Source organism: Chryseobacterium gleum (assembly GCF_900636535.1).
Taxonomy (GTDB): Bacteria; Bacteroidota; Bacteroidia; order Flavobacteriales; family Weeksellaceae; genus Chryseobacterium; species Chryseobacterium gleum.
In genome coordinates this window covers 4,846,752-4,871,991 of the sequence record NZ_LR134289.1, presented here as the reverse complement: position 1 = coordinate 4,871,991, position 25,240 = coordinate 4,846,752, and the positions used below count along the sequence as shown (strand labels likewise).

Here is a 25,240-nt window from a genome sequence, read left to right as displayed (position 1 = left end):
ATGAAAAATATACTGCAATTAGTTTTGTTACTTGTAGGATATCTCGTGATATCTGCGCAAAAACAGCAAGACACCTTATCCAATTGGAGAGCAAAATTTGCTACTCTGTCAGATTTTGTAGTTCAATCAAAAAGTTCGAACTGGATTGGAATCAGAAAATTAAGCAAAAAGAACGGAGACAGTGTTTTTCTCGTTAATACGAAAGACCATGCACAAAAAGTATATAGGATAATGAATTCACAGATTACATTCCTAAATGATGAAGGCGTATTGGGAAGACAGGGAAATAAAGTTGTATTTCTCAATCTTATTACGGGTAAGTTACTAAACTTTGAAAATGTAATTGACTTTTATGTCCTAGAACAACAAAATAGCTATGGATTGTTATTCAATGACCATCATCTCAGGTTCTATGATATTTCGGGAAAGCAGCTTCTTGAAATATCAAAAGTAGATAATCTTGCTGCCACCGATTCTAAAAACACAATATATTTAAGCAAACAATATGATGGTAAATCCGAAATAATAGAAATAACGGGTTCATTGCATAAGGTTATTTACCAAACGGTTAATAAAATAAGGAAAATATCACTGGCCGAAACCCCAACACAACTTCTAATAACAGAGGCAACATCGGATAATGAACACGATAGGTTAACATTTTTGGAAACCGGATACTACAGTAAGAAAATATTGAGACTAGATATACCAAAAAATGCAGTGATCAAGTTTTCTGCAATACAGGACGGCAATTCTTATCTGATCAGCTCACGCGTTGCTGCTGAACAACACAGGGATTCTCTTGTGGAAATATGGCATGGAAACGACCCCTACATAAACGAACATTTTAAAATGTTTTCTAAACGAAGTTTTTGGATCTGGCACCCTAAAAGAAATAAACTGCAGAAAATCCCTGTACCCGATAATATTGAAATTAATTCGATCAACAATGACCGCTATTTCTTGACCTATGCTCCACGAAGGGGACACAATTTCATTACCAGTGAACCGGAACTAAATGCCGCCCAGATTTACGACCTAAAATTAAATTCTTATACTGATATTGGAGATATTAAACTGGTACGGAAAATGGGAAGAGAATGGCCGCAACTACTTAACCATTCAGTCTACGTATCTTCTGACGGCAAATGGTTTTTAGCCAGCCACGATGGCATAAAATGGTCGTTATATAACTCAAATGGAGAAAAAGAAACCGTAATTGAAAAGACGGGGTTGGAACAGCCCGTGTTCTCACAGAAATCAGATCATATTTATTTTGAAAGCCCTGATGATCTGTGGGACTTTAAAATACATCATAAAAAATTAAAAGCGTTGGAGATCGGCGTGGGAAAAATGATAAAAATCAAAAATTATAACCTTGAAAGTGATGGTTATACGGCTCTTTCTTTTTTATCTAAAGACAAATTTTTAGCAGAAATATACGATAGGGAAGAAAACGTAATATCATATCACCTCTTACAAAGGGCGAAAGGTTACGAGACAATATCCCCGACAAAAAATAGAATTCATAAGCTGATTTATGATTCCGCAATGACATCCTTTTATACCTTGGAAGAGAATTTTAATCTTCCACCAACACTGTTTTCCTATAAAACCAAAAATCAGAAGACCTTGCTTTTTGATGGTGATATTAAAGACAATGGAGCAAAAAAAATAAAGCAGGAGATTTATAGGTATTCTGCCGTAGGAAAGAACCTAAGCGGTATCCTGTTTTATCCATCCAACTTTGACCCGAAAAAGAAATACCCGATGATAGTTCGCATTTACGATATCCAAAGACATCTTTCAAATTCTTATCTTTCACCAAACAGGACATTTCCTGAAGGCTTACAATTCAGGACATTATTGGAACAGGGATATTTTGTTTTTTTACCTGACACAACGGTGGGGGAAAAAGGCCCAGGTTTATCAGCACTGGAATGTGTTAACAATGCTTTGGATGTGGTGTTGAAAAATCCTTACATTGACCAAAAAAAGATAGGTCTATGTGGGCAGTCCTATGGCGGTTATAAAACGGATTTCATCGCCACTAAATCGAACCGTTTTGCCGCTTATATATCCGGTGCAGGTATAAGTGATATTATTAACAATTTTTATTCATATAGTACTGACTGGAATAAACCGCTATATTTCATATACAATACCGTATATCAGATGGGAACAACCCCAGCCGATGATAAGGAAAGATATCTGGCTAATAATCCTATCCTTAGTGTTAAAAACGTAAATGCTCCTATACTTTTATGGGCAGGTAAAAAGGACGGGAATGTTCCCTGGACACAAGCGATGGAATTCTATACAGGTCTTCGACGTTATAAAAAAGATGTAATTGCCTTGTTCTACCAAAACGGCGGACACTCTTTTATAAATGACACTCCCGAACAGAGAGATTTGAGTGAAAAAGTAATGGACTGGTGGGATTACTTCCTGAAAGGTAGAAATGATATCGATTGGATCAATAAACAAATGAAAAAGGATGCCCTATAGGCATCCTTCTTTTTTACTGAATACTTCTACTGAGTTCTTGAGAACAGGTAGTTTCATCAGAACTACGAAACTTGTACAGCTGAGAAGACGAATCCTCATTCCAGGTACAAACTTCACCAGGTTGCTCATTACATTCCTGTTGAACGACATCACAATGGCTTCCGTTGATACGGTAGGTTGGCATTGCGGTCTTCATTGTACTGCTAGCATAAGCCCCCCCTAGTCCCATTGCTACAATAAGACCAGGTAATAACAATTTTTTCATGCTATCATAATTTAATTGGTTACTGCCTAATCTATTCAGGGTTTTCGGCAATTCCCTATATATCCCTATCCGCCAGTGCCTCCTTGAACCACTGGTTTCGTTGAATGTTAAATTTAAAAGCTCCGTCTCTAATCCTATAACGCTGTAGCTCGTTACCGATAAGTACATATAAATAATGTCCGTCACAGATCATAGATGACATAGATTTACCTTCTCTATTGCGTATATAAAAACTTCCGATATAATGTTGCTCGTCTGTACTGTAAACATCAATAATAGATGAATTCTTCCATGAACTTGATGGTTCATGCTTCCCTTTAAGATTAGAACGGTTAAAGATTAAGCCACCGTATAGCGCAAAACTTTTGTTTACACTCACCGATGGAGCATTCATCTTGTTGCGTCCATCGGAAAGTCTGATTACTGAGATATTAGCTCGGCTTGTTGTATCAATAGTGTTAAACCTATTTTTAACGCTTAAATCGCCATCCATCACAATGAACTGGTTCCGATAAAAGTAAGTGTAAACAATTTTATCATTTACAGGATCGTAATTCAATGACCCATCCACATCAAAGACACCATCTATCTGCTTTTTTAAAATTTCAGTCTTAAGAGATAACTTTGGATCTCCATTAAGGTCAAGAGAGGCAAAAGTATAATGATTGTCAGAACGTTTTTGCGTACGAATTCCGAACTTCATCGAATCTAGTACAATTAGCTGATTGAAATATGCATCACCATTGCTTATAGTATTTGCTGTTGAATCGCCCAGTTTACCTCTATAGATAACCGGAACATTTCCATCAAACAAATAATAATAAGGATACTTGACCTTAAGCTGCACATTTCTAAAGGTATGATCTAAATTATCCAAAGTAATCTTTGTACGGCGCATAGCAGCAAACCCGGTATCGATCTCAGTGATAAATAATGGTGTCGTCAAATTGCCAAGATAAATTTTACCATTTGTGATCCCCGCAAAATAATAGGAGTTAACGCCAAGATTATAAACCTTATCTTCAAAAATTGGATGCTGCAAAAAACGACGTGTAAAGTTATTTTCCTTTTTAATAATATTTTCCGAGGAAAGAAACATCATAACGACAACAAGACAACTGACAATTACTGTTCCTGCCGAAAAGGATAATATTCTGGTAATCATTGTTTCCCTGTTTCTCTCCAATAGGAAAATTGCAACAGCAGTTAATATAACAACGCAAATATTAAAGATCAGATGCCCTGTCCATCCCATTTTTTCTAGAATTCCCCCGCAGCTGCAGGGGACAAATTCACTATAAGTAAGGATAATATAAATGTAAATTGTAAAAGCGGCCATTAAGCCGAGCGATAGATACAGTCCCAATAAACGAGTATTTTGCAAACAGAGCAAAATCGCTACAATGAATTCAATGGTTATGATGCTATAAGAGACTACACCGGCATACGCACTTAATAAAGGGGATTGAGCAAGCTGCACCTGAAAATTCTCAAAGTCGAGTAACTTACTTCCAGCAGCATATACAAAAAGTAAGGCCAAAAGAATGCTGACCGTTTTTACAAAATATTTTTTTACGAAGCCTATCATAATCATTGGCATTGATTATGACAAATTTCGCTATTAGGGTAAAATTATATATTGACAATATTAACAATTATATACCAATATGTAATAAACTTATACCAATATGCAACAAAAGTATGTACAATAGTAACTTAAAATATTATAAATTAGCTAATCGAGGAATTGTTGTCAAACCAATTCCGTGACGAATGAAAGCCTTGTACATATTCTGATAGTCAAGAAATCTATTTTTGAATGCAACCTGCTTTAAGCTCATCTTCGTGAAAACAATATCCTGAACAGCCTCTATCATCTTCTTTTTTAACCAGAAGCTATAAAAGGAATCCCCAAAACATACTTTGCAGTCCCGTTGGAAATGATTGTAATTATATCCTTTTTTTTCTATAAATGTTCTCAATGTCTGCTTTTCATCAGAAATGTAAGAATCAAGTAAGTCCTTAACATAGGTTACCTCAGATGGGATATTTTTTATTTCGCTTTTAGGTAGGCATAAATCTACTATGTGCAAAAAGCTTTTCTTAATATTCTCTATCCGGTATAAACCTACAACTAAATGCATATTATCCTTATCTGTATATCTTGTTTGAACTGGTATTACATCTTTAAACAGCAGTTTTTTATGACTAAGGGCGCGCAAGATTTCGTTTACTGGCCGCTCATATATATTAGGCTCTGTAAAATTATAATAACCCAAATGATTTGCAATAGAAGCTTCGTTCGATATAAAATTTAGTTTTTTTAAAAAGGAGAAATAAAAATCTGTAACCACTTTGAAACGATTGGAAATTTCATGTAGGTCTGAGAAAAATCCAGCAGATTTTACGAAATTAAGATCGCAAAATATAGATAAGTTTTGCTCCGCCATAGCGTCCAATAATGAAACAATATAAAAATTCATCACAATCTATAAGTTGACATCAAAATTAGACCGATCTCAGGGATAGCAAAAATAAGTTTCCGTATAGTGTAATTTATGGTCTATAGTTTATATAAATCTAACATTTTTACCCTAATAAAGAAATATTTCCATGTAAAAAAATCATCTTACTTTCTCGCGCATACATTTACTAATTAATTGTAACAAAAAAGGACAGCCATTGGCTGTCCTAACGAGCATGCTCTCACTCTGGTAGTGTAAGGCCTTCGCCCTATTTTTACTGTAATACTTTTATAAATATAATATTATCTAACCGGACCGATAATGATCGGACCCAATTTTTTGTTGTTAAATTGAAAAGAAATTTGCTTTTCATTACCAAAACTGTCTACTATCCACACATCAAATTGTTGTGAAACTAAAGATTGGGAGGTATAATACAAGCGAAATTCTTTCTCGGCCAAGGGATAAAGATCGTTCGGTAAATAAGGTTTATAACCTGAATAATTTAAAATGCCCTGTCCATCGTTCTGAAAATAACGTATCCGGTAGGTATTACCTGTATAATTTCCGTTTGAAATGATAGAAAATCTGATCTCAACAGTTTCACCTATTCCGATTTCCTTTGGTACTGGCATCACCTTCACCTCAAAAGGGAAAACTTCCTGTACATCCAAAACCTCTTTATCACATCCGGAAAGTAACGTAATTCCCAGCATAGCAATAAAGCCTAGAAAAAGCGTTCCTATCGACATTTTCCACTTATTAATTAAATTTTTCATTTTATTCTCTGATTTTCAAAAGTTAAAACGTAAACCGACACCCGTTGAAGGTCTGAACCGCTCAAGATCTGTTCCCCAAAGCACCCTTATGCGACCTTGCAGCATAAAAACAATCCGGTCTGAAAGGTATGTCTCGAGCGACAATCTCCCGCTGCTCCCAAAAACAAATCCATTATTACTTTTTAGAAGCCCCCCATCCAAAAGGAGACTGTCTCCCCTATTGACAGATTCATAGCCCAGAACTCCAGTTACACCTCCATTCAGCGTAATAAATTTTCTTGAATCCGAGAGAAGCTTAACACTATAACCAACCTCTCCGATGAAGTCTTCTAAAGGAATTTCCCAATTTTTGTAGCCTACGGTCTTTCTTTGATATTCCACTCCCCAGATCCAATAGTTGCCATGTTTCGCAAAACTGTTCAGTGTCAGATTTAGATAGAAATTTTTGCCTACCCTTTCTGTATTTAGAAGTCCCGTATTAATTTCCAAAGATTTCTGTTTATAGACCATTCTCTGTGCATGTAATTTGATGCTCAAAATCGCCAGTACCAAAAAGATGATATATTTTTTCATAATTCGCTGCTTTATTGAGTGACTTTAATCTTCATTTCAGATACGGGCTTCGCGGCAACCAGATCCGAATTTTCAATTTCCAGAACCTGATTCCTTGCGCCATTCCTTTCAAAAATTTCAATTCTTAGCACCTGTTCATCGGTGATTGTGAACTGATCCAGAAGTATGACGTTGCCAGCGATTGAATTATCCGAGATTACTTCAAGACCGGGATATTGCCTTACCGGAACCAATTGCTTTTCCTGAGATACTGTTCTTTTCGCAATCTGTTTATCCACAATTTTGTAGGTACAGAAGTCAACGACAAAAGGTACATTGGATCTGTTCTTCACTTCAAGATGAAAATAAAACTTTCCATTGTGGACATAGATTCCCTTAAGAATTGACTGAATGCCATAGGATCTGGCAGCGATATGCCGTACATATCTTTTATTTTGCTGATAGATGGTTTTCAGTACAATTTCTGTTAAAGATGGTGGATTAAAACCGAGCTCTTCAAACTGAACGTTTCTTCCTTCCTCACGCTCAACATCAGTTTTCATTTTCTTTAGATCATAACTCAACGTATAAGGATCAGCATTATAAATAACATTAAAGCTATAAAATTGCCCATCCTCTGTGATCACGCTGAAATTGGTTTCCTCTGCAAAGTCCTTAATCGCGGCCTTTATACGCAGGACGTTCTGCGCATCCTCAGCTTTTTCCGCAATCAGATAATTCGATCCCAGGTCTGTGTACCTGATCGCTACCGGAAAAATCAGGTGGCAGGTTTTATTATAGGTAACTTCCAGCCTATAAGGTTCGACCCTTCCCGCTTCAAGAGACTGTTGTCCAAAGGTCTTGATGAACAGTCCTACAAAAAGCAGGATCATAAGTGTATTTTTGATTGACATCATAGATTGATTATTATTGTTGTTATATTACTTTTTTGTCAACAGGAGTACCGGATGCCCTGATCTCACTGTTACCTTAACAGCTCTCAGCTTCTTAGAAAAAAAGCCGGAAACTCCCTGTATCAGGCCCCGGCTCAGATCACTGGCAACCTGCTGGCCCGCAGAACGTGACATCGAAATATTCATTCCTGAACTTTGGCTCATGTTAGCCGCTATTTCTCCTGCGGCATTGATCTCATCTGTTCGTGGGACAAGGAGCCCAAGCTGACCGTCCGTGCCATAGACTAGAATCTCAACCGGAACTATATTTCCGGATACTTCAACTGCGCTGATCTTTAGCTGTAACCTGTTTCCCTGAAATTTGGTATCGGCAACCAGTTCGGTTCCTTTGGGAACATAATGACCGCCAATAGTTGCATTTTCGGATAACCTCAACTTTAGAGACCCGTCGCCTGATAATGTTTTTGTTTCCATTACCATTGCACGTATGCTGTTCCTGACAACATCGCTTTGAACAACTTGTCCTGGCGTTATAAAACCCATGTTACGATCTCCGATCCCATTTAAAATCTCCGATGCGTCCTCTTCCCGATAGAGGGCTGAGACGACACTCTTTTTCAGCACCTTCAAACTTTCGGTTTTCCCTTTTTTGCCTGGTAAAGCAGTTGTTTTAACTGCAGTTGAATCCATATTCTGTCCAACATTCACCGTACGGCTTGCGGGTCCACCATTTGCTGACGGAAGATAGCGCGAAGCCATTTCGTATGATTTTTCCATTAATGCGAGCTGATCCTTATAGGTAGGTGCCTGCGGGACATCTTTTTCTGAAAGCTTATCTTTGAGTTCATCTACCTGTTTACGAAGTGCCAATTTCTCACGGTCATCATCCCTGTAAAACGAGCCAAGCGTTTGCTGCGCATTCTGATAACTGCTCAACGAACTATTCTGTGCACCGCTCATCCCATATCCCCCTGAGCTTCCTGCAATAACCTTCGAAACTGGAGTTTCAGCGTTAACCGATGTGTCTGCACCACTCCAATAATCTGACAAAGACATCAGGGAATTACGCTTTGCCGCTTCCCTTTCCTCAACCATCTCTTTTTCATATGCCTTTTGTTTATCGGCCTGCAGTCCTTTATCCGTTGCCTCGGGTACGGCATTTTTTAAACCTTTGTCTTTATTTTCCTCACCACTATTTTTAGGCTTAAATATTAAGTAAAGACAGGCGATGAAAACAATGGCCATCAGGCCAAAGATGATGGGCTTTTTAAGCTTATCATTTTTTGAGGAACTACTTTCCGGATTTTCTGTAGAATCTTCATCCACAATTAAACTGATCCTCTTATTCTCTTTCTCTTCCATTGTGTATAGTTTTAGGATTTCTAACAGAATCTTTCAAAGAAGATTCATTATGAATTACTGCGGGCACCTCGATATGGCTTATATCGATTTTATCCCCTTTTCCCAGATCATAAAATACCTTGACCAGTACGCCTACGCCCATAAGTAGGTAGAAGGCGAATAGATAAAGTACATATCTGATCTGCTTACGGACGGGTAAATTCCGCCATCTCAGATCGAGCTTCTCAAGCTCATTATCAATTGTTGTTCTAATATTTTTCATTTTCTAAATTTTGAACCATAACGCCTCCCCCTTTTAAGAAGAGAACTAATTTTCTCTACCGCTCTATCACTTCCTCATCCTTATTGGAAAGGACTGAAAATTTTAAAATCTGGAAGCCCTGTGGATTGCTGTCTGACCGGACGCTATTGAGCAGATTGCATGATGTGACAAGGCTCCTTCGAGTAAGATTACTGGACCGGATGATAAACTGCTTGGCGTAGGTGGTGACAGAATATGGATACGAATTAAAATCACAGACCACACTGTCCACTTCAACTCTTTGCTGAATGTTCCCGGAGATAATCCTGTTATAATACCCCTTTTCAGAAAGGTCACGATAATAATCAAAAGCACTTTTATCCGCCAGGTCGAACGCCCGTTTCATATTGCTTTCAATCGCAGCTTTATCTGGTGCCAGCGTAAAAAAAAGCTCGTGGAACCTCCTGACATGCTCACGTGCCTCAACGGGGCGGTTTATGCTTGCATCCTGTGAGAGTGCCAGCATCAGCGATTTTCCCTGATCAAGAACATAAATTTTCTCCCGTTGTACCGATGCAAAGGAATATGATTTCCAGACTGCAAAAGCTGCTACCGCTAAACACAATATTGCAAAGACAATTGCGTATAGCCTGATCTGCTTGAAACTGTTTTCAATATTTCTTAATGTTTTGAATTCCATAATCAATTGCTTTTTTGTCCCTGTCCATTGCTTTTATTATCCAACAGTTCACCCCCGATATTCCCCACTGCAGCTCCGGCAGCGGCAGCGCCAACATTTCCTGTACGCATCGCAGCCTGACTGACATTACGGGTAAAGTTTCCTGCACCTCCAGCCTGAATGATCCAACTGGTAACAGTTGGAATGGTAAAGTATCCAACAATTCCTATGATCATAAAAATCAGATAAACGCTATTTTCAGGATCGGGCACAAATGAGGGATCACTTAAGAGCTCTATATCCCGCTGGACGCTCATGGCATTTATTTTCGCCAGCATTGCGCTGAAAAGATCAGCAACTGGAAGCCACAGATATACACTTATGTACCGTGTAAGCCATTGGTTGAGCGTACTCTGAAAACCATCCCACACAGAAATAGCAAAAGCAATGGGTCCGAGTATCGAAAGAACAATTAAAAAAAATGTACGGATCGTATCCACAACCAGTGCCGCCGCCTGAAATAAAAGTTCCAGTAATTCGCGCAACTGCTGCTTGATTTCCTGCTTTATATTATAAACCGCCTGATCCCTGTACATATTCATCATCGTTGCAATGTCTTCAAAAGACCAACCCAGATCATCAAGCTTTTTGTCGAATTCCTCGTCCGAGACCAGATAGGCCGTTGCGGGATTCCGCAACATCGCTTCTTTTTCCAGTACATCTTTTTGCTGTTGCAAAGTGTTTAGATCCAGAACCTGTCCTTCCAGCATAGAGTGTGTACCCTTAACAATTGGGCTAAGTACACCGTTAATTGTCCCCAATACTATCGTCGGGAAAAACATGATGCAGATGCCTATTGCAAAAGGTCTCAGTAAGGGAAAAACGTCAATAGGTTCCGCCCGGCTCAGTGCCTGCCAGACCTTTAACGCCACATAAAACAGAGCTCCCAGACCCGCAACTCCTTTTGCGACAACTGCCATCGTTTCCGACATCGGGATCATTTCATCATAGAGGCCCCGAAGGATCTCATGTAAATTATTAAATTCCATAACCGTAAGAATTTATTACCAATATTTTTGATTAGCTGTACCATATAAGTCCATGACACGCTTGGTGTCATTCTGCTTTTTTGCACGCAGGATACTGACAGAGATATTTTTGTTCGTAAAATATCTTACCAGGCTATGGTACTCCTTTACCTCCTTGTAGACACGGTCTATAATTTCCATACGCTCCTTATCATTCAGTGAAAGGCTGCTGGAACTTACGATCTGCTTCAGTTCCTTGAGCAGTTCTGTACTCTCATTCAGCAGCGATGAATACCCATTTCCAATTGCTACCAGTTCCGCTGCAGAGAAATTTTTGTCGTTCAGCATACGGGAAAAATTATTGACATAGAGATTACTGACATCCCCGACCAAAAGGACGGTCTGTTGCACTTTTCTCGCATCTTTCACCAGGTTGTTGACGGCCTTTAATTTGTCATAATACTCTTTGCCTTGTTCATAGACTTTTTTGACTTCGTTAAAATTCTTCACCACATTACTTACAGTATTTGAGGTCTGTACAATCTCATTGGCGCTGTTCAGAACACCTGAGATCAGATTGCCCGGATCAGTTACAACCCATTGTGCTTTTACTTTTTGTGTTATGGTAATTGCCATTACCATAAACACGGTCATTAATAAATTTTTCATTTTTTTAAATTTTTAAGATTGTTTAATTATTGGGATGATCGCCGGGCGTTAACCCTTTGATCTTTTTCAGTGAGATTTTTTTTATGGCGGCTTCAACATCCCCGCCCATTTCATGCGCTAGATCCATCACTTCCATTTTCTCCGATTCCTCCGTGGTGTATGCCAGATACTCCTGCTCGCTCACTTCTGTCGCATAGACCGCTGAATGCGTTCCTCCAAGTCCTATCCATACTTCCTTATATTTCCGGTTCGGATCATTGTCCTGATTGATCGAAAGTATCTGCGATTTTTCCCGTTCTGTAAGCCCGAGCATATTCTGGATCTCGTCAAATTTATTGGCGTATTTCCGCTGATCGAGTAGTATCTTGCAGTCACTGTTGTTGATGATTGTTTCCTTGACTATGGGAGACTGTATGATATCATCGACTTCCTGCGTGACCACAATCGCCTCACCGAAAAATTTCCTGACGGTCTTAAATAAATAGCGGATATATTCAGCCATTCCTTCCTTAGCGATTGCCTTCCAAGCCTCCTCTATCAAAATCATCTTACGGATACCTTTTAACCGACGCATCTTGTTGATAAAGACCTCCATAATGATGATCGTAACCACAGGAAACAGGATTTTGTGATCTTTGATCGCATCAATTTCAAAGACAATAAATCTCTTATTAAGCAAATCAAGCTCTTTTTCTGAGTTCAATAAGTAATCGTATTCACCACCTTTGTAATAGGGTTCAAGAACATTTAAAAAGTTCGCCAGATCAAAATCTTTCTCCCGAACTTCCTTGTCCTGAAGGACTTTTTTGTAATCCCCTTTGACGTATTCGTAGAATCCATTAAAACAGGGTATCTCATTACTGTTTTTAATCCTTTCGATATATCCTGCGACTGCATTGGACAATGCTACTTCTTCGCTTCGCTTTGGTGCTTCATCATCCCTTTTCCATAAAGTCAGGATCAAGGTCTTGATACTTTCTCTTTTCTCGATATCAAAGACATTATCTTCGGTAAAAAAAGGATTGAACGAGATAGGGTTATCTTCCGTATAGGTGAAATAAACCCCGTCTTTTCCCTTAGTCTTACCTTTGATCAGTTCGCAAAGCCCCTGATAAGAATTACCCGTATCTACTAATAGCACATGAGTTCCTTGCTCATAATACTGTCTCACCATATGATTGGTGAAGAATGATTTTCCACTTCCATTTTTTGGGTGGGCTGGCGGGCTACTCAATTAAGAATAGCCCGCCAACCCCCAGATGGCCCTAAAATGAAACGGTTTCTATTGCTCGTGATCCCCTTTTTCATCGGCAAGTCACTGATATCCAAATGCACAGGTTTGCCAGTCAGCCTGTCCGCAAGCTTGATCCCAAAAGGAGAAAGTGAATCCTGATAGTTGGTCTCCTGCGTAAAAAAACACAATGCCGGTTCGATGAAAGTGTAAAAGGATTCTTCGGCTGGAAAATCGCCGGCATTGCCCGGAATTCCCGCCCAATATAGAGTGGCGGCATCTACTGTGTTATGACGGGGTTTACATTCCATAAGAGCAAGTGCACTTCCGACATCATTTTTCAGATTACGCAGATCCTGTCGGTCTTCACTCCACGCAAATACATTATAATGGGCCCTGATCGATGGTGAACCGTGGGAGTGTGCTTCATTCAGATAACGCTCTATCCATTCTTTATTGATCTGGTTCGCCCGGCTATAACGTGCCAATGAGTGCATATTTCTGGCGGACTTCTCAAATTTTTTGAGGTTTTCAGAACTATTATCGATGAACAGGTACTGGTTATAGATATGGTCGCAACTGAGCATCAGTCCCACAGGACTGGCAAAAGACAACATACAGTCACTGCGATCTGTGGAAAGCCTATCATAGCGATGGCAGTCTGAAACAGCTCCGGGAAGATCGTCTGTACTGGATAAGGTATGAAGTACCATCCTCTTACTTCCGATCCTAAGTTCCTCTGCTCCCAGAGCCATATCCTGCAGAACGGGATTGGCATCACGTGACAGTGTAAAATACTGTTCAAGGATTCCGGTTTTCATTTCGCTCCCCAATATTTCAGCTTCACTCAGCTGATCCATTGTTATATGACCACTGTCATTGATGATACGCTGGAACTGGCTTACCGATTCTAGGAAACGACGCATTCCTTCCTTATCCTTTATTTCTTTGGGAACAAGATTTCCCTTGCACAAGCTGCTAAAATTGCTCTGGGACTGCATCCGTGCCTTTGTCGTTTTCGTCAGAAAAATATAGCAGTAGTGGTTCAGAAACGGCCGCTCATTAAAATGCAGCTGGAAAGAACGTGACAAAAAACTGTGTTCACTTTTTTCAAGATCCGGCTGGTAGTTTTCCTTTAGATACCAGTCCTGTTTGTGCAGGATACTATAATCCGGCAAAGTCTTGATCGCTTTACTCCATGAGGAATGAATGGATTCGTACACATCCGTGCCCACCGTAAAAATTTCCGGTAGCCTTACACGGAAACACACGGTAAGGTCTCCTTCTTTCGATATAATACAATCGTTCTCAATTGCAAGGAGAGGAAAACGGCTTTCTAAAGTAGTTGTTTTAGAGATATTTCTCATGATAGCCTTGAAGATTTAGTGTTAAAATTTTGGATTTTCTCACCTTTTGCAACTGGGTATTTAAGGTAAGATTGGACAGGTTTACGGGTGATGATAAATTGTGGATGCTTTCTTTTTGCACCTAGCTTCATCAGCCCATGTTCACCGTACTTGTTGTTCAGACTGAAAGTTTTCCAAACAATCAGCGATGCAGAAATACAGCCGACCGAAAGGCAGATATACATATTTACATCAGCCATGTACAGCACCATAACCAGGATCAGGACCAATAACAATCCTCCGGCAAATCCGAAGAGATACTGCGCTTTCAAACCTTTAAATTCAACTGTACAGCCGATACCCTTATTGATATTCCAGGTTCTCATTTCAGTATGATTTAAAGTTTAGCGTTCCCTGCACGATATGCAGGTCATAGTTGGCGGTAAGTACTTCGATCTTTTTCTTGGGTACTTTTCCCGAATGTTTATCGACCAGCACCTCTTTCTGCATTTTGACAGTATGCCAGTCAAGATCGCGGCTGAATTTGTTCAGGATATCACTAGGATAGCTGCTCAAAAGAAACTTTCCCTTCGTATTGGATAGACACAATAGCAGAGATTCAAAATCATGTTTGCTATACCCATCGTAATGACCGCAGTCACTGTTAAAATAAGGCGGATCACAGTAGTGAAAAGCCTTTTCGTGATCGCGTGAATTGATGATCCTAATGGCATCTGTATTTTCGATCTGAACATTTTGAAGGCGTATTGCATAATCTTCACAGAATGACGCACGCTTATTGCTCAATCTTTTGGAAGAAGTCTGATTCCGTACATCGTAACCCCATGAATCGCCGATCTTTGCGCTGAAAGACTGGTTACATAAAACCCAGACTGCCCAGGCCCGTTGTAATCTGTCAAAGAGATGGGGATTGTTATAGATCACAAGCGCATCACTATGGAGCGACCTGCTGTGTAGTGTGATCCTTATCATTTTTTCCAGTTCAACAAACTGATTTTTCACCATCTCATAGAAGTTGATCAGCTCACGGTTGTAATCGTTGATCACCTCAACCTCAGATCTCGGTTTCGACCAAAAAATTGCGCCTCCTCCCACAAACGGCTCTACGTAGGTATAATGGGGTGGAATAAGCGGAATAATGATCCTGGCCAGCTGTTGCTTTCCGCCATAATAGGTCAATGGCGTGACCATCTTATTTTTTGACATAATTGAAAAAATTTAAGTGGGTTAGCCTAAAGGAAAAATGATCTTAAGATGGTCGCTGCTACGATCAGGAATATACAGGCACCGAACCAGCTCGCCGCTGTCTTTGAAGTGTCAGGGTCGCCCGAACTGAATTTGTTGTACACTTTCACGCCGCCGATCAGTCCGACCACAGCACCGATAGCATAAATCAGCTTCGTGGCAGGATCAAAATAGCTTGTAACCATCTGCGTTGCCTCCTGAATACCTGCAGCGCCATTTCCTTGCGCAAAAGCCCCATTGCTGATAAGCGAAATAAACAGCAACGCCAGCAGAATTTTTTGTCTTGATTTTTTCATGTTTCATTACATTTTAAGTTTGTAATACCCGCCTCTGCGGGCTTGGAAACAAAGGTGTTGCAGATAGTATCGGATTTGGGGGCAGGTGGTACGAGACGTACTAAGTTTGCCGTTATTGTCCTAATCGGAGTTCGGAAAAAGCCATAAAAAAACCGCCAGACTTGAAAGTCTGGCGGCTGTATTGCCCTAGGCTACATTTTCCGCCCCTTTTTATTTTCTTTCCTTTCATTGTCTTTAACTGCTTCCCTGATCGGCTGTTTAAGTCTATTTTCCGAGATAATTTCATCAATTCCAGATTTATTCCACGGCACCAACTCGGCCTTAAAGTCAAGTCTGAGGCCCGTTTCTTTCAAACCTTCCATCTCCTCCCATCCATTTCTTCGGTTCCATCCCACCGGATCAAGGGTTCTTGAATAAGGAATTTCAACAAAAATTAAATCTATGGGGTAGTCCAGTATTTTATCCCATTCTCGATCTCCTATTTCAAAATTTTTGGGATCGTAAGGAAAGGCATAGACATTTTTATCCTCAACATACCAATCCTCCAGATCATCAAAACGTATACCCATTGTTGATAGAACATCTTTAGGCCTCAAAAGATCTATCCGTGCATCTGCATAAAAGATGTGTCCTCCAATTTCAACCGTTGGAAGTTCTCCATGTTTAATTCTTCTTGTCAGTGCCTCCTGATCGACCATGAGCTCAAAATCAGTCAGCAATAGAATTTCCTCAACAGCCTTATTGTACTTTTCTGCCATCTCCCTAGGGGCAAGCGTTACAAACTGTGGAGGAGTTATAGTTAAATTCTGTCTACTCGTCTTGTCGAAATGATCAAAGCGGTATCCCTCTTCCTCCAGATCGATCATATCTTCTAATGTGTAACGGGTTTCGGGGTTGACCCTTTCCCGAAATTCGAATTTCTCCACATCAACGATAAACTCGATTCCGTAATCTGGATCTGTATAGATCGGTAGTTCTTTTTCCATAACTCAGCTTTTATTATTTTTATTAATTTAATTGCTGAGCTAAATTCTATCGTACAGTTAAATATTTGGTGAATTGCAGAATATTGAGGTACCATTTTTCCTTAATTTTCCTATCTAATTTCAAAATTTTGGCCTCTTCCCTTTCTTGGGATTCTCTATTGCTGATTTTTCATTTTTGATCAATAATTTTTTAGCTTCTATTTGATCTTGCGAATGATACAGTTCGAGATATTTATTAATGGGAAGAAGTCTGCTCAATATAGAATTACTGGATATATTATTCGCTTTATCGACTAAATTGTCAATATGTTTCATTGCTTCATTTACACCTGACTGCTTCATATTGCTGGCTGAATGTTCAGAAAAAGGAATGATCACCTGTGCATTGTACGGTTTGTTGTTTTTTTCATAGATTATGGTCAGGTCTTTAGCAGGATAGCCAGTGTCATTGCTACTCGCAATAATATAATTTCGGTATTCCTGCAGAGTAAAATCAGGATCATTTTCTGAGATCACGATCAAGGTCTTCAGATCTGGATTTTTAACTGTAAAATCACTGTTTAATAAAGCGGTTCCATTGATCTGTTGTTGTGACGGTTCGGCAAAATGAAACATTTTAAGATCCTGATAATATAGTTCAAGATCTGTAAGGAAATGAAAATTATTGATAACTGCAATTGGATCTAAGTTTGTAAGATCCGGAACTTTAAACTCTATTGAATTTTCGACCGTTTGATCTCGAAGCAGATCGACGATATGGCCATCATTCATATTGCAGTATAAGTAATAGCAACTTTCATCATCAATAAAATAATCATACCGATACGCTGTTAATTTGATACTATCCATATCGCCGTTCAGTGGTCGAAGTGAATTAGCAATAGCATCTATTTCATAAACTATACCCGCAATATCAATTTTTACACGTTCGCCAGATACCCTTCGTCTGAGTACCTCCTGATCCACGATGATGTCAAAATCAGTTTTATTTTTAATGTCATCCACGCTACAGCCGTATTTCCGCATCATACCTTCTGGATCAATCTCAGCAATTCTTGGAACGCTTACTTTTACTGTTGACTGAGCAAATTCTTCCTTACTTTTTTCGGATTCATGAAAGATATCATCAGCGGGACCTAAAGATCTTTCCGTAGGAGTATTTTTATTTATTTTACTGTAAAAAAATTCGTAATGGGTAAGATGATCAAGCATTTCGTTGAAAAACAACAAATTATTTGGATCATTTTTTTCAATTAAAACTAATCTATCAATATCAAATTGAAATTTGGTTCCGCATAGTTCAATTACTGGTAGGTTTGCTTCCATACTTTCTTTATTATTTATGAATATCTAGTTAGATCCCTCTACCCTTTTTCCGGGATTTCCTCGGGAACTGTGCCTCATTATTTTCCAGCCTTCTCAAAGCGACCTCAGATAAGATCTGGCCCACAATTTCTTTAATCGGAATGGGAACAGAAACTGAGGCATCTTGCTGGAGGTCGTTTTTATTGGTCACTTCTGCTAACCAATCAATATAACCTCTAGCATCATCCATATTGACAGGTTCCATTTTCCTGTAGCCTGCACTTTTAGAGTCATCAAGTCCGATGTAAAATCCGTAATCAGGAAAATCAAGCTTATCATAAACGATGATTATGTTGTCCATTGATTTTTGGGAAACATTATTTTTATGACTGGCTATTATCCGGCCTTTGTATTCTTCGATCACATAATCGGGATCATCCTTTGCTATCATAGCTCCTTTTTTTTATTGTTACTGATTAGTGCTTTAAAAATTCAGTATCAGATAAAGTCTCCGATATTAAAATTGTCCAGAGCATTATTCTGGTTCTCTTTCGGAATGACATTATGCTTTTCCGATAGCGACTTATCCAAAAGCCTGGCGATCTTCTGCGAAGCCCCATCGATGGACTGTTGCATCATCGCAAGAAACTCCGTTCCCTCCATTTTGTGGAGGATGTCACTTGTTTCTTTTTCCTGGGCTGCATCCAGATTGTCCTGCTTCAACAGGTCCCCAACTTTTGTAAGTTCATTTAAAGAAACTGCCTGCCCAAACCGGTCATCATCCTCTGGAATATTATCGGTTTCGTCAGGTTCCTCAATATTAGAACTGGAGACATCTTCCTTTTCCAGGTCATTTCTGGTTGGATCTTCGTTGCCCTGATCCGCCTTATTTGTCAACATTTGTTCGATTAACTTTTTCCTATTGGCAAGCCAGGCGGGTGTTTTTGCTTTTTCAGGAATTGTGACCTTCCCTATCACATCCGGTTCAGCTATCTGCTCAACCTTTCGAAATATTTTCCGCTGTGGTTTTATGAACCTAACCTTATCGACCAGCAATAGTATAATCACGACAATTAGGCAGAACAATATTACGGTCTGTATTAAAGTTTCCATGATCTTAAAAAAGTGGCTTTGATTTGTCCTTGAACTCCCTGACGAGCATTTCTTCAAAAAGCGTGAAATGATGTCTTAATATATTATCCAGCAGCGCATATAACGGGATTTTATCCTCACCGATCACATTGGCGATCCTGGCTAATCTGGTATGATGCTCTACGCTGACATAGATGCTCTTATCGCCACGTTTATCCATCAAAATATCTGATAGGAAAAGTGATTCGTAATTCACATTTTCATAAGTTATCTGCTGATGTACTTTTACAGTAACTTCAACCTTTTTCTGTTGCTTTTTCATCTTATAAAATGGGTTTAAATTTTTTATTGAAATACTCGGTAATCTCATCCCCATATTCTCGGAAATGATTTTCCAGTATATTGTCTATATACGAATACAGGGTTATTTTTTCCTCACGTGTTAACTGCACTATGCGCAGGAGCCGTTCGTGATATTCAGATCGGATATAGACAACCTTTCCACTCCTCCCGGTTGGAAAACGGTTGACAAGAAACAGTTCTTCGTAATCCATTTTTTTACCGGATCTTGGTCTGGACTTCTCAACTTTAACCGTTGGCATTATATCTCTATCGGCGGCTTTCTCTGGATTTGCCTCTGGCAAAGGCTCATCGCCACTCATAATGTTCATCAGGTACTCCTCATCTATGATGGGCTTCTCAAATTCTTTACGATCTTTCTTTATTGCCATCTCAGATATGAATTATTTTTAAAAATTCTTTAACAAATTCATCTACACGCGTAGCTTTTAAAATCTGTAAGTCCGCAGGTAGCAGCGTGGACTTGAAAACATAGCTTCCTGTGTCATCAATTTCTTTCCGAAACCGCTTACTGTCCATGATCCTTGTTGCCATACTCTTCAGTGATAATCCCTCTATTACAGTTTGATAAGAATCATAAAGACCTGTCTTTTCCCTACCATCAACCTGATTCCAGAATAGAAACAGTGATTGCTCAATGGCATTTTTGTTCTGTGCGGGAAGTTTCAGGAAAACCTCACTGAATGCCAATGTACTCTCAACGACCAGCCGGTCTGCGGTAATTGGCGAAAAAATATAGTTCATGCCCTTTAAAGCACCGATAACGCCCTGCGTATTTGCAGTTCCAGGGAGATCGAAAAAAATAATATCCGGCTGAACGGAGCTGCTCTCACAGTAGTCAAAGGCTTTTTCAAGTGCGTTCTCCGCCTTACACTTTATGATCGGATAAGCTTTCTTATTGATCGTATGGAATTGTTTAACAGCCAATTTTTTATGGAAATCGCTTTCCATAATTGTCCGCTTATCTCTTTCGCGCATACCGAGAAGGCTGTGCTGCGGAAAATCGCAATCCAGTACCACGATATTATATCCAAGCCGATAATGCAGAACGCTCGCAAGAAGAATCGTCATTGTCGACTTACCAACTCCGCCTTTCTGCGCATAGATACTTACCTTTAAGGTTTCTTTCTTTTTTTCCATATTATATTATTTTATAGCTTGTTAATTTTACAGTTGTAGCAAAGAGCAAGAACCTAAGTTTACAAATGCGTCGTAAAATATATGTATAGTCAGTATTGCAGATTTAAAAAAGACCTTGCGTAAAGCCTTATATCTTATTTGTAAATCATATGTACTTCTTAAAATATGGTAGGCTGGTAAAAAAACTTGCTCTATTTATGACCTCATATTTTACCACTTTTATGCTTTTACACTTTTATAGTTTTATGCTTTTACAGTTTTAAAACCTAATACTTTTATGATTTTACTATTACTTGCTTTGTAAGACGGTCAGTTTACCATAGTTCTTACTGACATGCTCTATGCAAAAGAATGCAACTGTAGGGGCTGTAAAGCAGAAGCTTTACTACCTTTCCTCTTTTTACCTACGGTTTCCGAAAGCTCTTTATGATGCGAGCTTTATTCTATTCTTTCTCATATCTGTTCCCAAGAACAGAGCAAGTTGTGTTTTGAGTGCCTCAAAACTCGTTTTGTGCCCCAAAACTACTTGCTCTGCCGAGGGCTGGGTAATCCTCCGAAGTCGGATTTACCTTTTATGTTGTCTTAGATATCTTATGAATCAGTAGGAAAAACTAGGTTTTTAATGGCTCATGAGCTTGAATGTTAATCGCTTTCAATTAGGTTTTGAAAAAAAGATATGACAACAAATCGGAAAGGAGGTCGAAAACCCAAAATCGACAAGGCAACCCATCGTTATGTTTTCCGCCTCACGGATACAGAAAACACGAGATTTTTAGCATTATTGGATCAATCAGGACTTGACAATAAAGCTAAGTTTATTGTATCTCTATTGTTTGAAAGGAAGATAAATTCGGTGATTATAGATAAAGGAGCAATGGATTACTGCACAAAATTAACGCAGTTTTTTGGTCAGTTCAGGGCAATCGGTGTTAACTATAATCAGATCGTAAAGATCCTGCACACAAATTTCGGTGATAAAAAAACAGTCTTTTATATAGGAAAACTTGAAGCGTTGACCATAGAACTCGCTAATATCTGCCGGGAAATTTTGATCCTCAGCAAAAAATTTGAAAACGAACATCTTGCTAAAAAACAACATTTATGATCGCAAAAATAGGTCGTGGCTCAAAAATATATGGTGCACTGCTATATAATCATAACAAAGTTTTACGGGATAACGGTCAGATATTACACATGAACAATATGCTTGAAACGCCTGATGGAAACTATACGACAGGACAAATATTAGCTTCATTCGTCCCGAACCTTGCAGCAAATAAGAACACAGAAAAAACTGCAATCCATATTTCGATCAATCCAGATCCGCATGATATTTTATCGGATGACGACTTCATCAACATTGCAAATGAGTACATGACCAAAATGGGCTATGCTAATCAACCCTATGTGGTTTTTAAGCACAATGATATCGATAGAACACACATCCACATTGTATCAACAACAGTAGATGAAAACGGAATAAAAATATCTGATGTTTTTGAGAAGAAAAAATCAATGGAAATCTGCCGCCAGATTGAAAAAAAATACAAATTAATTCCAGCAGATCAAAAGATAAGTTCTGATGAGCGTTTTTCGTTCACCCCTGTTGATCACAACAAAGGAAATATTAAAAGTCAGATTGCGTCGATTGTCCGTTACCTACCTGCCTATTATAACTTTCAAAACCTGGGTAGCTACAACGCTCTCCTTTCACTTTTCAATATTAACGCCGAACATATAAAAAAAAATTATAAAGGCGAGATCAAAGAAGGATTAGTTTATAGCGTTCTGGATGCTGGCGGTACTAAAATAGGTAATCCATTTAAAGCATCCCTCTTCGGAAAACAAGCGGGACTTATAGCTCTTCGATCACATTTTGAAAAGAGTAAAATACTACGTCCCGAAATTAAAGAGAAAACCAGTCTGATTATTTCTGCGGCCTTAACAATAACCAGCAATGAAAAGGAGTTTACCACTTATTTAATAGAGCACGGAATAAATACAGTAATCAGAAGAAATGAACAGGGCAGATTGTATGGAATTACCTTTATAGATCACAATACCGGTCATGTATTAAACGGTTCACATTTGGGCAAGCAATTCTCTGCTAACGTATTCCAAAAGCTGTTTGCCGACAACAAACTCAGTGAACCGCCTAGCAACAAACAAACCACACCTCCAAATCACACGAATATAAATATGATATCTCTTAAAGATGAACTCCATCCGCTATTCGATTTTATGATAAACAGCGGAAGTTTAATAGGTGAATGGGGACTGTTGGATTCACTTTTGTTAGGTGGAATGTCCGAAGATCCAGAGGAACAGATATTTGAGTTCAACATGAAAAAAAAGAAGAGAAGGAGAAGGCAGAGCAAAAACTAAGGCGTAAAAACAAGCAAAGCGCTGATACAAATATGAGCATACTAAGAAAGATTGAAACTCCTTAGCTTCGCTTAGGTCGGAAATATTTTAAAAAAAAGAGTGCGATTAAAAAAAAATTAATACATTTACTAAAGAAAAAAGGAAATGGTGTTCTTCCTTACCCAACCGCTCTAAAGAGCTGATGACGCCTGATTAAATTAGATGTATAACATTTTAATCAGGTTGAGCATGCTTCTAAAACAATCTTCAAACGCCCATAACAATTTATATTTTGTTTATCATAGGATGATAAACCATCTTTATTTGCGTCGGATGATCTGGTGTAATCCTATCCCTATATACAATTTCAAGCAACCTTACTTTTCGGGAAGATATCAATCTGTTTCATGTCTTCAGCCGTATTCAATCACTAATTGATATCTATTAACAATTAAATCCAAAATACTATGGAATCAATAAAAAAAATCTTAATCATGGTTGACGAAACTCCTTTGTCACAAAATGTTGTAAAATGTGGCTATACTTTAGCCAAGCAGTTGACAGCTGAAGTTGCTTTGCTGCATGTTGAAAATTCCAAAGAATATCATATGGATATGCTTACAGAAGTTAACCCCGCCGAATCCGATAAAACATTTATGCAAAACATGCACTATCTGGAAAACCTTTCTATGAAATTCTCTGATGGAGTACAAACAAAAATCTTTGTAATGGACGGACGAATAAAAGAGAGTGTTCTATCTGCAGCCAGAGAGTGGAATGCCCAACTAATTGTTGCCGGCACGCACGAGCGTAAAGGTCTTGGAAGACTATTCAAGGAAAGTGTAAGCGAAGATATTCTACATTCATCACCTGTTCCAATGCTGATCGTACCCGAGAAAAATAAAACAATGCAAAATATGTAGATCATGGGTATAAGACAATTATTACTGGATGTCGATAAAGCCAAGGACCTTCCCGATATCACTGAAATTGCCACGGCTATAGAAAGCATAGAGCAGGTAGAAGGACTGAGCATTGTGGTCAACGAAATAGATATGGAGACAGTCGGTATGGAAATTACTGTTGAAGGAATCGATCTCCCCTATGACGACATCGTAAATGCCATCGAAAAAACAGGAGCTGTTGTACACAGTCTTGACCAGTTGCTTGCTGGCAAAAAGATGATCACACCCGTTCACCGCACGCGATGAAAAATCTGTTTAAAAATAACCTTTTTGCATTGCTGTTGGGATTGATAGATGGAATTCTCACTGTTCTGGCACTGGTGACCGGTCATGTCCTAACATCTGAAGGCATGCCGATCACTTTATCGCTGGCATTGAAAGTAGCATTTGCCACCACGGTATCAGGAGCCTTTATCTATTTTTTTTCAGAATATTCACGCCAGCACACCCACCTGATCCATGCTGAAAAACAGCTTAATCTTGCATCGCACGGCAAACTTGCCACAACGCAGCTCGGAAAGCGGATACTGAAAGATAGTCTGCGGGGCGTTATTATTTCTTCCATTTGCAACTTTTCAAGTGCGATGATACCAATGATTGTTGCACTGATTTTTCCTACTATGCAATGGATAGCCCTTATAATAGCCCTTATCATGCTCGTGACAGTAGGCATCGGTATTGCCCATCTTACTTATGGAAGCGCTACAAAGTGGTCAATTTCACTGCTGGCAGCAGGATGCTTTGTAGCCTATATCGGATATAAACTAAATGTAATTTAAAATGTCACATAATCTCATTATTTTAGGTCTAGCTGTTCTTTCAGACTTTTTTGTAAAACTCAAAGATTTAGATAAACGTTTGCTTCTTTACATCAACCATGCACATAATGATGCACTGGATGAGGTCATGTACTGGGCAAGTAATAAGTGGTTCTGGGTCCCACTATATCTGGCCCTTGCGTTATTTTTAGTAAAAGTATATAAAAAACGGAGTTTGTACATCTTTGTTGCGATCGCAATAGCCATTACATTAGCTGACCAGATATCATCAGGACTGATTAAACATCTTGTTCAGCGTCTCCGCCCTTCACATGAGCCCTTGCTCATACCATTGATACGTCTCAGTAAAGCAGGTCCCGGTGGTCTTTACGGTTTTGTATCCTCCCATGCTGCCAATGCAATGGCTTTAACTGTACTACTTTCCATAATTCTACCCCCTCATCATAAAGATATAAAAGTCAAACTTTTCATCTGGATGTTACTGGTGAGCTATAGTAGGATTTATAACGGTGTCCATTACCCCTCTGATGTCTTAGGCGGGATAATCGTGGGAACTGCTGTAGGACTTATCATCGGATTGCTTACCAAACGATTTGTACTCAAAGAAGTTCCCGAATCTAAAAATTCACTCCTTTCATAAGATTATAG

General features: G+C 38.9%; 28 protein-coding genes, 1 pseudogene and 1 riboswitch. Of the genes and pseudogenes, 7 read left to right on the top strand and 22 right to left on the bottom strand.

All coding sequences use genetic code 11. The features are described 5' to 3' along the window. Complete coding sequence (locus tag EL165_RS22410) at positions 1-2,508, top strand: alpha/beta hydrolase family protein (protein WP_002981453.1); 2,508 nt, start codon at positions 1-3, stop codon at positions 2,506-2,508. Positions 2,509-2,521: 13 nt separating this feature from the next. Here the strand turns inward: EL165_RS22410 and EL165_RS25970 are convergent, their stop codons facing one another. The 22 genes and pseudogenes from EL165_RS25970 to EL165_RS22305 all read right to left on the bottom strand — a co-directional run bounded on the left by EL165_RS25970 (position 2,522) and on the right by EL165_RS22305 (position 20,484). Continuing rightward, positions 2,522-2,737, bottom strand: coding sequence for a hypothetical protein (locus EL165_RS25970; protein ID WP_164720349.1), 216 nt, complete (start codon positions 2,735-2,737; stop codon positions 2,522-2,524). Between the two features lie 91 nt (positions 2,738-2,828). After that, positions 2,829-4,367: a MauE/DoxX family redox-associated membrane protein gene (locus EL165_RS22405; RefSeq protein ID WP_185097071.1), complete on the bottom strand. Its 1,539-nt coding sequence runs from the start codon at positions 4,365-4,367 to the stop codon at positions 2,829-2,831. A 130-nt stretch (positions 4,368-4,497) separates the two neighbouring features. Further along, complete coding sequence (locus tag EL165_RS22400; RefSeq protein WP_002981461.1) at positions 4,498-5,256, bottom strand: helix-turn-helix domain-containing protein; 759 nt, start codon at positions 5,254-5,256, stop codon at positions 4,498-4,500. A gap of 284 nt (positions 5,257-5,540) precedes the next feature. Then, a complete protein-coding gene (locus tag EL165_RS22395; RefSeq protein WP_002981463.1) occupies positions 5,541-6,017 on the bottom strand; it encodes a DUF3872 domain-containing protein in 477 nt (158 codons plus the stop codon). A gap of 15 nt (positions 6,018-6,032) precedes the next feature. Continuing rightward, complete coding sequence (locus EL165_RS22390) at positions 6,033-6,590, bottom strand: conjugal transfer protein TraO (protein ID WP_002981465.1); 558 nt, start codon at positions 6,588-6,590, stop codon at positions 6,033-6,035. A gap of 11 nt (positions 6,591-6,601) precedes the next feature. Then, positions 6,602-7,486 carry a conjugative transposon protein TraN gene (gene traN / locus EL165_RS22385; protein WP_002981467.1) on the bottom strand — a complete coding sequence of 295 codons (885 nt, stop codon included), beginning with the start codon at positions 7,484-7,486 and terminating at the stop codon, positions 6,602-6,604. A gap of 24 nt (positions 7,487-7,510) precedes the next feature. After that, complete coding sequence (gene traM, locus EL165_RS22380) at positions 7,511-8,845, bottom strand: conjugative transposon protein TraM (protein WP_002981469.1); 1,335 nt, start codon at positions 8,843-8,845, stop codon at positions 7,511-7,513. Further along, positions 8,826-9,107 (bottom strand): hypothetical protein, encoded by a 282-nt coding sequence (locus tag EL165_RS22375; protein ID WP_002981471.1) that lies wholly within the window; start codon positions 9,105-9,107, stop codon positions 8,826-8,828. Before EL165_RS22375 ends, traM begins: the two co-directional genes overlap by 20 nt. 55 nt (positions 9,108-9,162) lie before the next feature. Beyond that, a complete protein-coding gene (traK, locus tag EL165_RS22370; RefSeq protein WP_002981472.1) occupies positions 9,163-9,786 on the bottom strand; it encodes a conjugative transposon protein TraK in 624 nt (207 codons plus the stop codon). A 2-nt stretch (positions 9,787-9,788) separates the two neighbouring features. Then, positions 9,789-10,814, bottom strand: a complete 1,026-nt coding sequence (gene traJ / locus EL165_RS22365; RefSeq protein ID WP_002981474.1) for a conjugative transposon protein TraJ — start codon at positions 10,812-10,814, stop codon at positions 9,789-9,791. Between the two features lie 15 nt (positions 10,815-10,829). After that, positions 10,830-11,462, bottom strand: coding sequence for a DUF4141 domain-containing protein (locus EL165_RS22360; protein ID WP_002981476.1), 633 nt, complete (start codon positions 11,460-11,462; stop codon positions 10,830-10,832). A 22-nt stretch (positions 11,463-11,484) separates the two neighbouring features. Continuing rightward, a pseudogene (locus tag EL165_RS22355) lies at positions 11,485-14,060 on the bottom strand (TraG family conjugative transposon ATPase). Continuing rightward, a complete protein-coding gene (locus tag EL165_RS22350; RefSeq protein ID WP_002981483.1) occupies positions 14,057-14,425 on the bottom strand; it encodes a DUF4133 domain-containing protein in 369 nt (122 codons plus the stop codon). The pseudogene EL165_RS22355 and the gene EL165_RS22350 overlap by 4 nt, the downstream one beginning before the upstream one ends. A 1-nt stretch (position 14,426) precedes the next feature. Beyond that, entirely contained in the window at positions 14,427-15,266 is an 840-nt protein-coding gene (locus EL165_RS22345; RefSeq protein WP_002981484.1) for a DNA adenine methylase, read from the bottom strand. Between the two features lie 26 nt (positions 15,267-15,292). Beyond that, a complete protein-coding gene (locus tag EL165_RS22340; protein WP_002981486.1) occupies positions 15,293-15,601 on the bottom strand; it encodes a DUF4134 domain-containing protein in 309 nt (102 codons plus the stop codon). Between the two features lie 191 nt (positions 15,602-15,792). Further along, positions 15,793-16,587: a hypothetical protein gene (locus tag EL165_RS22335; RefSeq protein WP_002981488.1), complete on the bottom strand. Its 795-nt coding sequence runs from the start codon at positions 16,585-16,587 to the stop codon at positions 15,793-15,795. 120 nt (positions 16,588-16,707) lie between these two features. Further along, positions 16,708-17,913 (bottom strand): hypothetical protein, encoded by a 1,206-nt coding sequence (locus tag EL165_RS22330; RefSeq protein ID WP_002981490.1) that lies wholly within the window; start codon positions 17,911-17,913, stop codon positions 16,708-16,710. A gap of 28 nt (positions 17,914-17,941) precedes the next feature. Further along, a complete protein-coding gene (locus tag EL165_RS22325) occupies positions 17,942-18,343 on the bottom strand; it encodes a hypothetical protein (protein WP_002981491.1) in 402 nt (133 codons plus the stop codon). 47 nt (positions 18,344-18,390) lie between these two features. Continuing rightward, positions 18,391-18,792, bottom strand: a complete 402-nt coding sequence (locus EL165_RS22320) for a hypothetical protein (RefSeq protein WP_126358698.1) — start codon at positions 18,790-18,792, stop codon at positions 18,391-18,393. Between the two features lie 217 nt (positions 18,793-19,009). Continuing rightward, positions 19,010-19,306, bottom strand: a complete 297-nt coding sequence (locus tag EL165_RS22315) for a DUF3408 domain-containing protein (protein WP_002981495.1) — start codon at positions 19,304-19,306, stop codon at positions 19,010-19,012. 1 nt (position 19,307) lies between these two features. Beyond that, positions 19,308-19,715: a DUF3408 domain-containing protein gene (locus tag EL165_RS22310; RefSeq protein ID WP_002981497.1), complete on the bottom strand. Its 408-nt coding sequence runs from the start codon at positions 19,713-19,715 to the stop codon at positions 19,308-19,310. Position 19,716: 1 nt separating this feature from the next. Next, on the bottom strand, positions 19,717-20,484 hold the full coding sequence (locus EL165_RS22305) for a nucleotide-binding protein (protein WP_002981499.1): 768 nt from the start codon (positions 20,482-20,484) through the stop codon (positions 19,717-19,719). A 676-nt stretch (positions 20,485-21,160) separates the two neighbouring features. Between EL165_RS22305 and mobA the strand changes: the two genes are divergently transcribed. From mobA to EL165_RS22275, 6 genes are all read left to right on the top strand, one after another. Next, positions 21,161-21,589 carry a conjugal transfer protein MobA gene (gene mobA, locus EL165_RS22300; RefSeq protein WP_002981500.1) on the top strand — a complete coding sequence of 143 codons (429 nt, stop codon included), beginning with the start codon at positions 21,161-21,163 and terminating at the stop codon, positions 21,587-21,589. Further along, on the top strand, positions 21,586-22,869 hold the full coding sequence (mobB, locus tag EL165_RS22295) for a conjugal transfer protein MobB (protein WP_002981503.1): 1,284 nt from the start codon (positions 21,586-21,588) through the stop codon (positions 22,867-22,869). Before mobA ends, mobB begins: the two co-directional genes overlap by 4 nt. A 131-nt stretch (positions 22,870-23,000) precedes the next feature. Continuing rightward, positions 23,001-23,067, top strand: a riboswitch (Fluoride riboswitch). 248 nt (positions 23,068-23,315) lie between these two features. Beyond that, positions 23,316-23,771 (top strand): universal stress protein, encoded by a 456-nt coding sequence (locus tag EL165_RS22290; RefSeq protein WP_002981505.1) that lies wholly within the window; start codon positions 23,316-23,318, stop codon positions 23,769-23,771. 3 nt (positions 23,772-23,774) lie between these two features. Continuing rightward, positions 23,775-24,059 (top strand): DUF211 domain-containing protein, encoded by a 285-nt coding sequence (locus EL165_RS22285; RefSeq protein WP_002981507.1) that lies wholly within the window; start codon positions 23,775-23,777, stop codon positions 24,057-24,059. Then, positions 24,056-24,592: a hypothetical protein gene (locus tag EL165_RS22280; RefSeq protein ID WP_002981509.1), complete on the top strand. Its 537-nt coding sequence runs from the start codon at positions 24,056-24,058 to the stop codon at positions 24,590-24,592. Before EL165_RS22285 ends, EL165_RS22280 begins: the two co-directional genes overlap by 4 nt. Positions 24,593-24,806: 214 nt before the next feature. Then, a complete protein-coding gene (locus EL165_RS22275) occupies positions 24,807-25,232 on the top strand; it encodes a phosphatase PAP2 family protein (protein ID WP_228370551.1) in 426 nt (141 codons plus the stop codon). Positions 25,233-25,240 lie beyond the last annotated feature (8 nt).

What these genes read in the sequence shown, in the direction of transcription:
- EL165_RS22375 (WP_002981471.1), bottom strand. Translation starts at nt 9,107, where the DNA reads ATGAAAAATATTAGAACAACAATTGATAATGAGCTTGAGAAGCTCGAT.
- EL165_RS22340 (WP_002981486.1), bottom strand. Translation starts at nt 15,601, where the DNA reads ATGAAAAAATCAAGACAAAAAATTCTGCTGGCGTTGCTGTTTATTTCG.
- traK (WP_002981472.1), bottom strand. Translation starts at nt 9,786, where the DNA reads ATGGAATTCAAAACATTAAGAAATATTGAAAACAGTTTCAAGCAGATC.
- EL165_RS22345 (WP_002981484.1), bottom strand. Translation starts at nt 15,266, where the DNA reads ATGTCAAAAAATAAGATGGTCACGCCATTGACCTATTATGGCGGAAAG.
- EL165_RS22360 (WP_002981476.1), bottom strand. Translation starts at nt 11,462, where the DNA reads ATGAAAAATTTATTAATGACCGTGTTTATGGTAATGGCAATTACCATA.
- EL165_RS22405 (WP_185097071.1), bottom strand. Translation starts at nt 4,367, where the DNA reads ATGATTATGATAGGCTTCGTAAAAAAATATTTTGTAAAAACGGTCAGC.
- mobA (WP_002981500.1), top strand. Translation starts at nt 21,161, where the DNA reads ATGACAACAAATCGGAAAGGAGGTCGAAAACCCAAAATCGACAAGGCA.
- EL165_RS22320 (WP_126358698.1), bottom strand. Translation starts at nt 18,792, where the DNA reads ATGTTGACAAATAAGGCGGATCAGGGCAACGAAGATCCAACCAGAAAT.
- EL165_RS22350 (WP_002981483.1), bottom strand. Translation starts at nt 14,425, where the DNA reads ATGAGAACCTGGAATATCAATAAGGGTATCGGCTGTACAGTTGAATTT.
- EL165_RS22390 (WP_002981465.1), bottom strand. Translation starts at nt 6,590, where the DNA reads ATGAAAAAATATATCATCTTTTTGGTACTGGCGATTTTGAGCATCAAA.
- EL165_RS22305 (WP_002981499.1), bottom strand. Translation starts at nt 20,484, where the DNA reads ATGGAAAAAAAGAAAGAAACCTTAAAGGTAAGTATCTATGCGCAGAAA.
- EL165_RS22325 (WP_002981491.1), bottom strand. Translation starts at nt 18,343, where the DNA reads ATGATAGCAAAGGATGATCCCGATTATGTGATCGAAGAATACAAAGGC.
- EL165_RS22315 (WP_002981495.1), bottom strand. Translation starts at nt 19,306, where the DNA reads ATGAAAAAGCAACAGAAAAAGGTTGAAGTTACTGTAAAAGTACATCAG.
- traM (WP_002981469.1), bottom strand. Translation starts at nt 8,845, where the DNA reads ATGGAAGAGAAAGAGAATAAGAGGATCAGTTTAATTGTGGATGAAGAT.
- EL165_RS22395 (WP_002981463.1), bottom strand. Translation starts at nt 6,017, where the DNA reads ATGAAAAATTTAATTAATAAGTGGAAAATGTCGATAGGAACGCTTTTT.
- EL165_RS22280 (WP_002981509.1), top strand. Translation starts at nt 24,056, where the DNA reads ATGAAAAATCTGTTTAAAAATAACCTTTTTGCATTGCTGTTGGGATTG.
- traJ (WP_002981474.1), bottom strand. Translation starts at nt 10,814, where the DNA reads ATGGAATTTAATAATTTACATGAGATCCTTCGGGGCCTCTATGATGAA.
- EL165_RS22410 (WP_002981453.1), top strand. Translation starts at nt 1, where the DNA reads ATGAAAAATATACTGCAATTAGTTTTGTTACTTGTAGGATATCTCGTG.
- EL165_RS25970 (WP_164720349.1), bottom strand. Translation starts at nt 2,737, where the DNA reads ATGGGACTAGGGGGGGCTTATGCTAGCAGTACAATGAAGACCGCAATG.
- EL165_RS22400 (WP_002981461.1), bottom strand. Translation starts at nt 5,256, where the DNA reads ATGAATTTTTATATTGTTTCATTATTGGACGCTATGGCGGAGCAAAAC.
- EL165_RS22310 (WP_002981497.1), bottom strand. Translation starts at nt 19,715, where the DNA reads ATGGCAATAAAGAAAGATCGTAAAGAATTTGAGAAGCCCATCATAGAT.
- traN (WP_002981467.1), bottom strand. Translation starts at nt 7,486, where the DNA reads ATGATGTCAATCAAAAATACACTTATGATCCTGCTTTTTGTAGGACTG.
- EL165_RS22285 (WP_002981507.1), top strand. Translation starts at nt 23,775, where the DNA reads ATGGGTATAAGACAATTATTACTGGATGTCGATAAAGCCAAGGACCTT.
- mobB (WP_002981503.1), top strand. Translation starts at nt 21,586, where the DNA reads ATGATCGCAAAAATAGGTCGTGGCTCAAAAATATATGGTGCACTGCTA.
- EL165_RS22335 (WP_002981488.1), bottom strand. Translation starts at nt 16,587, where the DNA reads ATGGAAAAAGAACTACCGATCTATACAGATCCAGATTACGGAATCGAG.
- EL165_RS22290 (WP_002981505.1), top strand. Translation starts at nt 23,316, where the DNA reads ATGGAATCAATAAAAAAAATCTTAATCATGGTTGACGAAACTCCTTTG.
- EL165_RS22330 (WP_002981490.1), bottom strand. Translation starts at nt 17,913, where the DNA reads ATGGAAGCAAACCTACCAGTAATTGAACTATGCGGAACCAAATTTCAA.